13 protein-coding genes are annotated in these 12,464 nt (G+C 30.0%); 8 read left to right on the plus strand and 5 right to left on the minus strand.

Annotated features, from left to right (window positions below):
- Positions 1-15 precede the first annotated feature (15 nt).
- Together L8X50_RS03475 and purB are read right to left on the minus strand one after the other, a co-directional pair.
- Positions 16-2,391: a ribonucleoside-diphosphate reductase subunit alpha gene (locus L8X50_RS03475; RefSeq protein ID WP_263660404.1), complete on the minus strand. Its 2,376-nt coding sequence runs from the start codon at positions 2,389-2,391 to the stop codon at positions 16-18.
- Positions 2,392-2,408: 17 nt separating this feature from the next.
- The gene (gene purB / locus L8X50_RS03480; protein ID WP_263660405.1) at positions 2,409-3,737 is read right to left on the minus strand and encodes an adenylosuccinate lyase; all 1,329 of its coding nucleotides are present in this window, start codon (positions 3,735-3,737) and stop codon (positions 2,409-2,411) included.
- A 79-nt stretch (positions 3,738-3,816) separates the two neighbouring features.
- Between purB and L8X50_RS03485 the strand changes: the two genes are divergently transcribed.
- Genes L8X50_RS03485 through L8X50_RS08315 form a run of 3 tightly spaced genes read left to right on the plus strand, consistent with a single transcriptional unit; the run spans position 3,817 to position 5,709 of the window.
- A complete protein-coding gene (locus L8X50_RS03485) occupies positions 3,817-4,731 on the plus strand; it encodes an RluA family pseudouridine synthase (RefSeq protein WP_263660406.1) in 915 nt (304 codons plus the stop codon).
- Positions 4,721-5,344, plus strand: coding sequence for a hypothetical protein (locus L8X50_RS03490; RefSeq protein ID WP_263660407.1), 624 nt, complete (start codon positions 4,721-4,723; stop codon positions 5,342-5,344). The genes L8X50_RS03485 and L8X50_RS03490 overlap by 11 nt, the downstream gene beginning before the upstream one ends.
- 17 nt (positions 5,345-5,361) lie before the next feature.
- On the plus strand, positions 5,362-5,709 hold the full coding sequence (locus L8X50_RS08315) for a glycosyltransferase family 9 protein (RefSeq protein ID WP_412175483.1): 348 nt from the start codon (positions 5,362-5,364) through the stop codon (positions 5,707-5,709).
- Positions 5,710-5,719: 10 nt separating this feature from the next.
- Here L8X50_RS08315 and L8X50_RS03495 read toward each other — a convergent pair whose 3' ends face one another.
- Genes L8X50_RS03495 through L8X50_RS03505 form a run of 3 tightly spaced genes read right to left on the minus strand, consistent with a single transcriptional unit; the run spans position 5,720 to position 7,433 of the window.
- The gene (locus tag L8X50_RS03495) at positions 5,720-5,824 is read right to left on the minus strand and encodes a hypothetical protein (protein ID WP_263660408.1); all 105 of its coding nucleotides are present in this window, start codon (positions 5,822-5,824) and stop codon (positions 5,720-5,722) included.
- Positions 5,821-6,891: a 23S rRNA (adenine(2503)-C(2))-methyltransferase RlmN gene (gene rlmN, locus L8X50_RS03500; RefSeq protein ID WP_263660410.1), complete on the minus strand. Its 1,071-nt coding sequence runs from the start codon at positions 6,889-6,891 to the stop codon at positions 5,821-5,823. The genes L8X50_RS03495 and rlmN overlap by 4 nt, the downstream gene beginning before the upstream one ends.
- 8 nt (positions 6,892-6,899) lie before the next feature.
- Positions 6,900-7,433: a purine-nucleoside phosphorylase gene (locus tag L8X50_RS03505; protein ID WP_263660411.1), complete on the minus strand. Its 534-nt coding sequence runs from the start codon at positions 7,431-7,433 to the stop codon at positions 6,900-6,902.
- A gap of 90 nt (positions 7,434-7,523) precedes the next feature.
- Here L8X50_RS03505 and rsmA point away from each other — a divergent pair, with 90 nt between their 5' ends.
- From rsmA to prfA, 5 genes are all read left to right on the plus strand, one after another.
- Positions 7,524-8,345 carry a 16S rRNA (adenine(1518)-N(6)/adenine(1519)-N(6))-dimethyltransferase RsmA gene (gene rsmA, locus L8X50_RS03510; RefSeq protein WP_012660773.1) on the plus strand — a complete coding sequence of 274 codons (822 nt, stop codon included), beginning with the start codon at positions 7,524-7,526 and terminating at the stop codon, positions 8,343-8,345.
- Positions 8,311-10,269 carry a ribonuclease J gene (locus tag L8X50_RS03515; RefSeq protein ID WP_412175482.1) on the plus strand — a complete coding sequence of 653 codons (1,959 nt, stop codon included), beginning with the start codon at positions 8,311-8,313 and terminating at the stop codon, positions 10,267-10,269. Before rsmA ends, L8X50_RS03515 begins: the two co-directional genes overlap by 35 nt.
- Before the next feature lie 9 nt (positions 10,270-10,278).
- A complete protein-coding gene (locus L8X50_RS03520; protein ID WP_263660413.1) occupies positions 10,279-11,040 on the plus strand; it encodes a pseudouridine synthase in 762 nt (253 codons plus the stop codon).
- An 89-nt stretch (positions 11,041-11,129) separates the two neighbouring features.
- Complete coding sequence (rpsT, locus tag L8X50_RS03525) at positions 11,130-11,393, plus strand: 30S ribosomal protein S20 (protein WP_039617063.1); 264 nt, start codon at positions 11,130-11,132, stop codon at positions 11,391-11,393.
- A gap of 3 nt (positions 11,394-11,396) precedes the next feature.
- Positions 11,397-12,464, plus strand: coding sequence for a peptide chain release factor 1 (gene prfA, locus L8X50_RS03530; RefSeq protein WP_133319093.1), 1,068 nt, complete (start codon positions 11,397-11,399; stop codon positions 12,462-12,464).

Raw genomic sequence — 12,464 nt, forward strand, 5'->3', positions numbered from 1 at the left:
TTTGCTTCTCCATTTTTATTGACAACCTTCACATTCTATAGTTCTATCAACCACATCATCATTTACTTTTTGACTATCAGGACTTTCACTTCTTAGATAGTAAGTTGATTTAACACCTAATTCCCAAGCAAGTTGATAAATTTCATTTAAATATCCACCGCTTGCTTTATCTAAAGAAACAAAGATATTTAATGATTGACCTTGATCAATCCATTTACCACGAATCGCTGCTGCTTTTACTAAGATTTTTTGATCAAGCTCATAAGCAGGAGTGTAATACTGCCAAGTATTAGCACTTAGATTTGGCACCACAGTTGGTATCATACCGCTTAAGTTTTGCTCAAACCATTTTCTTTTATATACAGGCTCAATTGTTTGAGTAGTACCCACTAAAATAGAAATAGAAGAAGTTGGTGCTATAGCCATTAAATAACCATTTCTTATACCATCTCTTTTTAGTTTTTCTCTTAATTTTTCCCAATCACACTCGCTTTGATCAAACAAACCTTCACTTGCGGTAAGTTTTTTAGCATTTTCGTTTGCTACATCAATTGGCACTATACCTTTACTCCAGTTTGATCCTTCAAAGTCAGGATAACTTCCTTTTTCTAAAGCTAAATTTGAGCTAGCTAAAATAGCCTCATAGCTAATCATCTCCATAATATGGTCAATTTTTTCAAAATGCTCATTAGAACCCCAATAAATTTGAGCTTCAGCTAGCATTTGCGCTTCACCCATTACGCCAAGCCCTATAGCGCGTGATTTTAGATTGGTATTTTTAACCTTTACATGAGGATAAAAATTTAAATCAATCACATTATCAAGCATTCTTATGGCTGTTGGTACTACTCTTTGAATGTCTTCTCTAGTATTGATTTTACTTAAATTTATACTTGCAAGATTACAAACTGCGGTTTTTCCTTCGTTTTTGTATTTTTCTACTATATAGACTTTTTTACCATTGATACTATCTAAAGTAGAAACTTTCTTAGCAAGCTTTTTATATCCTCCATCTATTGCAAGCTCTTCATCCTCATCTAAATGAAGCTCTGTTTTATCATCAAATACGATTTTGATTTGATAATAATTTGGATCTGTATTTTGAAAAATTTCTGTACATAAATTTGAACTTCTTATAATCCCTGCGTGAGAATTTGGATTTGTTTTGTTTGCACTATCTTTAAAACATAAAAATGGCATACCTGTTTCAAAATAAGATAAAAGTATTTTTTTCCAAAGCTCTTTTGCATCTATAATTTCTTTAGCTATGCTTTCATCTTTTTCAAATTCTTCGTATTTTTTCTCAAATTCTTCACCGTATAAATCGCATAAACTTGCCGTATCAGCAGGATCAAAAAGCGTCCATTTATCATTTGCTCTTACTCTTTTCATGAATAAATCATTGATCCACAAAGCAGGGAAAAGTTCATGTGCTCTTCTTCTTTCTTCACCTGAGTTTTTACGCAAATCTAAAAAGTCGTTAATATCCATATGCCAAGGTTCAATATAAACTGCAATCGCCCCTTTTCTAGTACCAAGTTGGTCAACAGCAACGGCTATATCGTTAGTAATTTTTAAAAATGGTATGATCCCGCCTGCTGCATTTTTATGCCCATCTATGCTTCCACCCATAGCACGCACCTTAGACCAATCCCAGCCTATACCGCCACCAAATTTAGATAAAAGTGCCATTTCTTGATAAGAATCAAAAATTCCTTCTATATTATCAGGCGTACTTCCTATATAACATGAGCTTAATTGGTGTCTTGTAGTTCTTGCATTTGAAAGGGTTGGGGTTGCAAGCATTACTTCAAAAGTTGAGATCAAATCATAAAATTTCTTAGCCCAAGTTTGAGAATCTAATTCATTTTGTGCTAAAAACATCGCAATAGCCATAAACATTTGTTGTGGTAATTCTATAGGCATACCTTTAGAATCTTTAATCAAATACCTATCATACAAAGTTTTTATACCAAGATAAGTAAATTGCAAATCACGCTCTGGCTTGATATAAGCATTAAGATCATCTAAATCATATTTTTCTTTTAGGCCGATTAAAATCCTACCTTCTTTTTCGCCTTTTTCAAGGTATTCTCTTAAATGCTTATACCCATTATAACCACTTACTTTTTTATATAAATCATACAAAAATAATCTTGCGGCAACAAAGGTCCAATTAGGTCTATCAATATCTATTTTATCTACTGCTGTTTTTATAAGAGTTTGTTGGATTTCTTCTGTTGTTATACCATCACGAAATTGAATTTTTGCATCTACTTCAAGCTCACTTTGACTTACATTTTCTAAATTTGCCACCGCGTCGGTAGTATATTTTTTAATCTTAGAAACATCTAACTCTTCAGTTCTACCATTTCTTTTTAATACTTTCACTCACAACCCCTAGTTTATTATTTAAATGTTCTTTCAAAAATTTTATCTACATTTTTTGTATAGTAGTTATAATCAAAGCAATTTCTAATATCTGCTTCACTTAAAGACTTTTTCAAATCCTCATCAGCTAACAAAGCTATCAAAAACAAACTCTCGCCTTTTTCATTTAAAGCAGGCTTACCATTTTGCAAATCAGCCCAAACTTTCATAGCATTTCTTTGAACGATTTTATAAGCTTCTTCTCTGCTTATACCTTTAAATGGAAGTTCAAGCAACACTCTTTGAGAAAATACAAGCCCTCCGGTTAAATTTAAATTTTTCATCATATTTTCTGGATATACCAAAAGCTTTTCTATCACACCGCATAATCTTGAAAGCATAAAATCAGTCGTGATAAAAGCATCAGGTAATACAAATCTTTCTACACTAGAATGTGATATATCTCTTTCATGCCACAATGCTACATTTTCTAAAGCAGGTGTTACATAAGCTCTTATCATCCTGCAAAGACCGGTAATATTTTCACTCAAAACAGGATTTCTTTTATGAGGCATAGCTGAACTTCCTTTTTGTCCTTGAGAAAAATATTCTTCAGCTTCATATACTTCTGTTCTTTGAAAATGGCGGATAGCAACAGCAATTTGCTCACAACTTGAAGCTAAAATAGCTAAAGCCGAGATAACTTGTGCGTAACGATCTCTTTGTATAACTTGGTTTGAAACTGGTGCTGGTTTAAGATCTAAATTTTTACAAACTTCTTCTTCAAATTCAAGTGGAGCATGAGCAAAATTTCCCATAGCACCGCTGATTTTTCCATAGCCAATCACTTCTTTTGCATGAATAATTAAATCTTTTGCATGAACTAGCGAATCATACCAAATAGCCAAAACTAAACCAAAAGTTATAGGCTCTCCATGAATTCCATGACTTCTTCCTACCATTAAGGTATTTTTATGCTCATATGCTCTTGTTTTAATCGCTGCTAAAACTTGATCTAAATCTTGCAAGATTAGTTCTAAACTATCTTTAATCTGCAAAGCAACTGCAGTATCAATACAATCTGAACTTGTCATTGCATAATGTACAAAACGACTTTCCTCACCTAAGCTTTCACTTACACTAGTTAAAAAAGCGATAACATCATGTTTGGTAGTTTTTTCTATTTCATCTATTCTTGCTATATCAAATTTTGCATTTTTTATAATTTTTTCACAATCATCGTCTTTAATAAGACCAAGTTTATTCCATGCTTTCACAGCAGCTAATTCCACTTTTAACCACGCCTCATATTTTGCTTGCATGTCCCATTTTTTAGCCATGATTTCTCTACTATATCTTTCAACCATTTTCAAGACCTTTTTTTATATAATTTTTTATGAAAAAATAGCTTGAATTTTATTATAAATTACCTAAGAAAGTTATTAAATGGCATATATAAAAAAGAAACTAGCAAATAATGGAAAAAAGGCATTTAGACTACTTATGGAAGAGTTAAAAATTTCTATGTGTGAAGCACAAAAACTCATTGATAAAAAAAGATTATTTTGTGATGGAAATTTGGTAGAAGAAAAAAATAAATTTTTAAATGGTTTAGTAGAATTAATCGTATATGAAAACAACCCCAAAGGATTAGAAATAGTTTATGAAAATGAAGATTTTGCTGTAGTAGAAAAACCAAGCGGGGTGCTAACTCATCCTAATGGACGCAATTGTACTTATAGTCTTTGTGATGAAATTTGGCATTTATGGGGTGAAAAAGCTTGCGTGGCTCATAGATTAGATAAAGAAACAAGCGGACTTTTACTCATAGCTAAACATAAAAATGCACAAATTGAGTTAAAAACCATGTTTGAAAAAAGATTAGTGCAAAAAAGCTATCTTGTTCTAGTAAAAGGAAAAACTAAAAAAGAATTTATAGTAGATAAAAGCATGGATTTAGCTAAAGACTACGATGCAGTAAAAACTAGAATGCATATTTGTGAAAATGGTAAAGAAGCTTTAACACAATTTTATACTTTAGAATATTTTGAAAATTTAGACGCTAGTTTAGTTTTAGCTAAACCTCTAACAGGCAGACAACACCAAATAAGACTACATTTGTTTCATGTGAAACATAAAATTTTAGGTGAACCTTTATATGGTTTAGAAAAAACACAAATAGAGCAAATATTAGATGGAAAAATGAGTGATATCGAAAGAGCTCAAATCACAGGTGCTAAAAGACTGCTTTTACACTCTTTTAGCTTAGAATTTACATATAAAAATCAAAATTTTTTGATACAATCTCAAAAAAACATAAAGGATGAATTTTTAAAAATGCAGGAAAAACATGAAAAATAAAAATTTTAATGTAGGATATTTTTGTTCCACTCAAATAGGAGATAATATATTATCTCTTAAAATGCTCTATGCTATAAAACATCTTTATAAAGCCAAAATTACAGTATTTATTACAAATCCTTATCTAAAAAATATTTTAGAATTTAATTTTGTAGATAAAATAGAAATAATAAATGAAGAAAACATTATAGAGATGATAAACAAATACAAATTAGACTATCTTATAAGTTACATTTCAACAAAACATATGATCAAAATGCTAAAAAAGACAAATGTAAAAAATATTATAATTAAATCTAAATTTAAAACTATTTTTTGTTGCTTAAAATGCAAGGTTGTATGGATTAGTTTATTAAAAAAAATCAAAAATGAAAATATAGAAAATATAAATCTCTACTACGCTAGAAAGATTAATCCAGAAATATTTGACAAAAAAATAAAAAGCTTACAATTTAATGTAACTTTAACAACAAAACAATCAAACAAAGATTTAGTAAATAATTTTTTAAAAGAATATAAAATAAAAAAATTTATAACAATAAATCCTTTTGCAATAAGTCAATTTAATAAGAATAGTATAATTTTTTATTTAAAGATGATAAAAAAATTTTAAATACTAAAAACATTAATATAGTTGTTCCAACATATGACAAAGTTCATGAAAATTTCATAGTTCAAATTCAAAAATTTGATAAAGAACTTTTAAATAAAATTTTTATATTTAAAAACGATGATAACCTTTTAAATTTAGTAGAAATTATTTCAAAAACAGAATGTCTAATAAACCCTTCAACAGGTACTATACATATAGCAAGCAATCTAAAAATTCCAACCATAGGATTATATACAAAAAAAGACAGCATTTTATGGTATACCTACGATAAAAATTATGTTTTTATAGATAATTTAAATGAAAAAAACTTTAATGAGATAATAAATCAAACTGTAATTAAAATAGAACAATATATAAAAAACTAAAATAACCAAACTAATCATTTTTATTTTCATTTTTTAATACATAAATAATCCCACCAAGTCCTATGATCACTACTATGCTTATAAAAATAAGTTGGGCTATATCTAAAAAAGTCATTGCTTACTCTGCCTTTCTTTAAGCTGTCCGCATGCAGCTGAAATATCAAGTCCCTTGCTTTCTCTTATCGTACAAGTAACACCTTTTGCACTTAAATAATCTTGAAATTTAACCGCATTTTCAACACTTGGTCTTTTATATAAACTTCCTTCGTGTGGATTAAAAAGTATTAAATTCACTTTGGCTTTTATACCATTTAAGAGCTTGACTAGTTCTTTTGCATGTTCTATTTTATCATTTATACCATCAATTAAAAGGTATTCAAACATTACTCTTTTACGCTGATCTATAGGAAAATTTCTCACCGCTTCCATAATGCTTGCTATATTATAAGCTTTATTAATAGGCATTAATTCACTTCTAAGCTCATCATTTACAGCATGGAGCGAAATAGCCAAAAGCACACCTAAATTCATTTCTCCAAGCTCTTTAATTTGCTTTGCTAAACCACTTGTACTTATAGTTTGTCTTCTAGGGCTTATCGCTAAAGCATCATTATCAGCTAAAATTTTAACTGCCTTAGAAACATTTTTAAGATTATCCAAAGGCTCTCCCATACCCATATAGACTATATTAACCCTTCTTTCATAAGGTATGTTGTTATGTTTTTTAATCCATAAAATTTGTCCTACTATTTCTCCTGCAGTCAAATTTCTTTTCAAACCGCCTTTAGCAGTCAGACAAAAACTGCACCCACTTTTACACCCCACTTGAGACGAAACACAAATAGTATATCTTGCATGTTTGATGATTTTTCCATTTTCATCTACAAGCTCTTCTTTCATTGGTAGCAAAACAGCTTCGATTTTTTTACTATCTAAAAGTTCAAAAAGATATTTTATACTACCATCTTTGCTTTTTTCATCTTTCACACATTTTAAAGGTGAAAAATGAAAATTTTCTTGTAAATACACTCTAAAGTCTTTTGGTAAAGATGACATTTGTAAAAAATCGTCTGCATATTTTTTATATAACCATTCAAAAATTTGCTTTGCTCTAAATTTTGGCTGGACTAAATTTTCTAATTCTTCTTTAGTAAAATCTAATATATTTTTTAATTCACTCAATTTTTTTCCTATATAAGTTTCTTATCTAACAAAAAATCTTTTAATAATTCTTTTGCTTCTTGATGATTTTTTAAAAAATCTTCATGTGCAAATTCATTACAAAAATTTGTAGCACATAAATAACAAATTCCTTCTATTCCTTGCATTTTTGCACAAGAAAGCACAGCGTATGCCTCCATATTTTCTATATGTACGCCTTTTTTAAAAAATTCTTGGGCAATATTTTCATCTTTGCAAATATAATTTGAAGAATTAATCATAGTTTCATGTGAAACATTTAATCTAATCTCATTTGCTATAGGTGTATAAAAACTATCAAATAAATCTGCGTATTCTAAATTTGCAGCATTAGAACTTTCATAAATGTCTAAAATTTTTCCTTCTTGGTAAATTCCACATGTACCTATAAAAATCACTCTATCTGCTTTTATTTGACTTAAAATTTTACCTAGATAAAAAGCAGAATTAACTAAACCTATGCCTATACTTTGTGCAAATTTAAAATCCTCATTTCCTCCTGCACACACTATAAGATTTTTCAAAAATTAACCTTTATAAAAAATAATTCAAATTTTATCTAATTAGCGCTTAAAATAATGCTATAATTAATATTTTTTAGATAAAATAAATTTATGATAAAAGCAAAAAAACATTTTGGGCAAAATTTTTTATGTGATAAAAGCGTGGTAGATAAAATCATCCAAGCCATACCCAAAGATACTAAAAATATAGTTGAGATTGGGCCTGGCTTAGGTGATTTAACGCAAGAACTTTTGAAAATTCCACAAGCTCATATTAGAGCTTATGAGATTGATAAAGATTTGATTCCTATTTTAAATAAAAAATTTCAAAATGAGATTGAAGGTGGAAATTTTGAGCTTATTCACCAAAATGCAAGTGATGCTTTTGATCAAGGAAGTTTAAGTGATAAAGAGTACTTTTTAGTAGCAAATTTACCATATTATATTGCTACAAATTTGATTTTAAAAGCCCTAGAAGATCAAAATTGCCTTGGGCTTATAGTAATGGTGCAAAAAGAAGTGGCACAGAAATTTTGTGCAAATGAAAAAGAAAGTAATTTTTCGGCCTTAGGGGTGCTTTGTGCATTAATATGCCAAAGACAAATGCTTTTTGATATACAACCACAAAGCTTTAATCCTCCACCAAAAGTTACTTCAGCTGTAATGAAGTTAATAAAAACTACTCATTATCAGCAAAAATGTGAAAATATAGAAGCTTTTAAAGAATTTCTTAGAGCTTGTTTTCAAAATCCTAGAAAACAACTCTTATCTAATTTTAAAAATAAAAAAGAAAAAATTCTAAAAGCATTTGAAGCACTAGACATCTCTTCTACCTCAAGAGCTCATGAAATTAGCGTTGATTCATACCTTAAAATTTATGACTATTTAAAGGATGACTATGAGCGAAGAAAACAAAACTCAAGAACAAAATAAAACTAAAAGATTTAATAAATTTAGAAACAAAAGAAAAAAAGATTCACAAAATCAAGAGCAAAATAGCGAAATTAAAAATGAAACAAAAGTAGAAAATGCTCAAACTGAAGCTAGCGAAGAAAAAAAGAAAAAGAAAAAAAATAGAAATTTACCATCTAAATTAAGTGGTAATGAAGAATGGCAAATAGAACTTGCCAAAAGTATAGAAGCTAATAAAATCATGCACGAGCTAAGACTTCACCCTTTAAAACACAACAACTCAAGCGAACATAAAATTCGTATTACACCTTTGGGCGGGCTTGGGGAAATCGGTGGAAATATCACTGTTTTTGAAACTAATAATGATGCGATTATCATTGATATAGGTATGAGTTTTCCAGATGGAACTATGCATGGAGTAGATATTATCATACCTGATTTTGACTATGTAAGAAAGATTAAAAACAAAATTCGTGCTATCATCATCACTCATGCTCATGAAGATCACATCGGTGCTGTGCCATATTTTTTCAAAGAATTTCAATTTCCTATCTACGCAACACCTTTAGCGCTAGGTATGATTTCAAATAAATTTGAAGAGCATGGTTTAAAGGCTGAGCGTAAATGGTTTAGACCTATAACAAAAAGACAAATTTATGAAATAGGTGAATTTAATTTAGAATGGATTCACATAACCCACTCTATCATCGATGCTTGTGCTTTGGCTATTAAAACTAAAGCAGGAACCATCATACACACTGGCGATTTTAAAATAGATCAAACACCAATTGATGGCTATCCAACGGATTTAAGTCGTTTAGCTCAATATGGCGAAGAAGGCGTACTTTGTCTTTTAAGTGATAGTACAAACTCATATAAAGAAGGTTATACAAAAAGTGAAAGCTCCGTAGGACCTACTTTTGATCAAATTTTTGCCAAAACTAAAGGCAGGGTAATCATGAGCACCTTTAGCTCTAATATCCACCGCGTATATCAAGCTATTAGTTATGGTTTAAAATACGGCAGAAAAGTGTGTGTTATAGGGCGTTCTATGGAAAGAAATCTCTATACTACTATGGAACTTGGCTATATCAAACTTGATAGGAAAATTTTCATTGACGCTGATGAAGTAAGCAAATACAAAGACAACGAAGTACTAATTGTCACTACAGGAAGTCAAGGCGAGACCATGAGTGCTTTATATAGAATGGCAACTGATGAGCATAAATTTATCAAAATCAAACCTAGCGATCAAGTTATCATTTCAGCTAAAGCAATACCAGGTAATGAAGCAAATGTTTCTGCTGTACTTGATTTTCTTTTAAAAGCAGGAGCTAAAGTAGCTTATCAAGAATTTAGTGAAATTCATGTAAGCGGACATGCTAGTATAGAAGAACAAAAACTCATGCTAACTTTAGTAAAACCTAAATTTTTCTTACCAGTGCATGGAGAGTATAATCATATCAATAAACATAAAGAAACTGCTCTAAAATGTGGTATACCTGAAAGAAACATCTACTTAATGAGTGATGGGGATCAAGTAGAGCTTTGTCAAAAATACATCAAACGTGTAAAAACAGTTAAAACAGGAAAAGTCTTTGTGGATAATCAAATCAACAAACAAATCGCAGATGATGTGGTAATTGATAGACAAAAACTAGCAGATAGCGGTATAGTTGTCATTATTGCTCAACTTGATAAAGCAAGTAAAACACTAATTAATAAACCAAGAGTATTTAGTTATGGCTTGGTAGCTGATAAACAAGATGGAGCATTCTCAAAAGAAATGAGTGATATTTTAAGTCAATTTTTCCCAAATGTAAAAGATGAAATTTTAGATAATCCAAAAGTTTTAGAAGCTCAAATTAGACAAGTACTAAGAAAGCATATTTTTAGAAAAATCAAAAAATATCCAACCATAGTACCAACTATTTTTGTGATGTAAAGTAAAATTATGAGAATTAATAAATTCATCTCACACAATAGCAAATATTCTCGCCGTGAGGCTGATGAGCTAATCAAGCAAGGCTTAGTAAAAATCAATAAAAAAACAGCCTTGCTAAATGATAGTGTAAATGCTGAGGATAAAGTTTTTATCAATGGTAAAAAACTCCATAAAAAAACACAATTTTCAGTCATCATTTATCACAAACAAAAAGGCGAAATAGTTAGTAAAAAAGATGATAGAGGCAGAAAAACCATCTATCATACTTTACCAAAACAATTTATCACTTGGCTTAGCGTAGGAAGACTTGACTTTGCAAGCGAGGGATTACTTTTACTAACTGATTCACCTGTAATAGCAGATGCACTTATGCATAGTGATTTAGAAAGAGAATATTACTTAAAAGTAAAAGGTAATATAGATAAAAATGTCATCGAAGCTATGCAAAATGGCTTAGAAATTCAAAATGAAAAAAAAGGGGCTCACGCCAAAACTAAAATAACCTCAATGAGTTTTGCTCCATTTTTAGGCTTTGAAATTTTTGGTTCAAGCGGAGGCTATACGAAACTAAAAGTAATCATTAATGAAGGTAAAAATAGGGAGCTAAGACGCTTTTTTGGACATTTTAATTTAGAAGTGATGGATCTTAAAAGAGTGGCATTTGGAGCATTAGATCTTGGTATGTTAAAAGCTGGTAAATATCGTTATTTGGAAAATGGCGAGTATGAAAAACTGCGCGATTTTTTAAAAATAAATGATATTAGGTATTAAAATTAATACTTTAAAAATACTTAAATTAATTAAAATTTAATTTTAATTTTGTATAATTAGCAATTTAATTTATATAAAAAAGGAAAATTATGGCAAACCATAAATCTGCTGAAAAAAGAGCAAGACAAACTATCAAAAGAACTGAAAGAAATAGATTTTATAGAACAAGATTAAAAAACATTACAAAAGCGGTTCGTGAAGCAGCGGCAAATAACGATAAAGAAGCTGCACAAAATGCATTAAAAGTAGCTAATAAAAGCATTCACGCTATGGTAAGTCGCGGATTTTTGAAAAAACAAACTGCATCACGCCGTGTTAGCAGATTAGCATTATTGGTAAACAAATTAGCATAATTAATGTTAGCTGATAAACTCAAACCTTTTTTAGCACGCTTTGATGAGTTAAATACTCTTCTTAGTGATGTTAATATCTCTAATGATATTTCTAAAATGACAGCTCTATCTAAAGAGCAAAAAAATTTAGAACCCATAGTAGAAAAAGCAAAAGAATATCTCAAAACCTTAGATGATATAGAAGAAAATAAACTTCTTTTATCTGATCCTGAACTAGGTGAACTTGCAAAAGAAGAACTTAAAAATCTCGAAGTTTTAAAGCCACAACTTGAAGAAAAATTAAAAATTCTCTTATTACCTAAAGATCCAAACGATGATAAGAATATCTTTTTAGAAATTCGTGCAGGCACAGGTGGTGATGAAGCTTCTTTATTTGTTGGGGATTTAGTAAAAGCTTATATACGCTATGCTGAAAATCGTGATTACAAATATGAAATTGTAAGTTCAAGTGAAGGTAGCGTAGGTGGATTTAAAGAAATCATCATTCTTATCAAAGGAAATGGAGCTTATTCAAGGCTAAAATACGAAGGTGGCACACATAGAGTTCAAAGAGTACCTGAAACAGAATCTCAAGGTAGAGTTCATACTTCAGCTATTACAGTGGCTATTATGCCTGAAGTTGATGATGTTGAAATTCAAATCAATCCAAATGATTTAAAAATCGATGTAATGCGTAGTAGCGGTCATGGTGGTCAAAGCGTAAATACCACAGATAGTGCTGTAAGAATCACTCACATTCCAACAGGTATAGTTGTAGTAAATCAAGATGGTAAAAGCCAACATAAAAACAAAGAAAGTGCCATGAAAGTCTTAAAGGCAAGACTTTTTGAAATGCAAGAACAAGAACGCTTAGCTAAAGAAAGCCAAGCAAGAAAATCACAAGTTGGAAGTGGCGATAGAAGCGAACGCATACGCACTTATAATTTCCCTCAAAATAGAATTAGTGATCATAGAATAAATCTTACTTTATATAGACTTGATGCGATTTTAGAAGGTGGACTTTTTGATGAAATCATCGAGCCATTAATCGCTTATTATCAAGCAGAGGCTTTAAAACAAGAAAATTTATAA

It is taken from the genome of Campylobacter sp. CNRCH_2013_0898h (assembly GCF_025772965.1).
Taxonomy (GTDB): Bacteria; Campylobacterota; Campylobacteria; order Campylobacterales; family Campylobacteraceae; genus Campylobacter_D; species Campylobacter_D lari_D.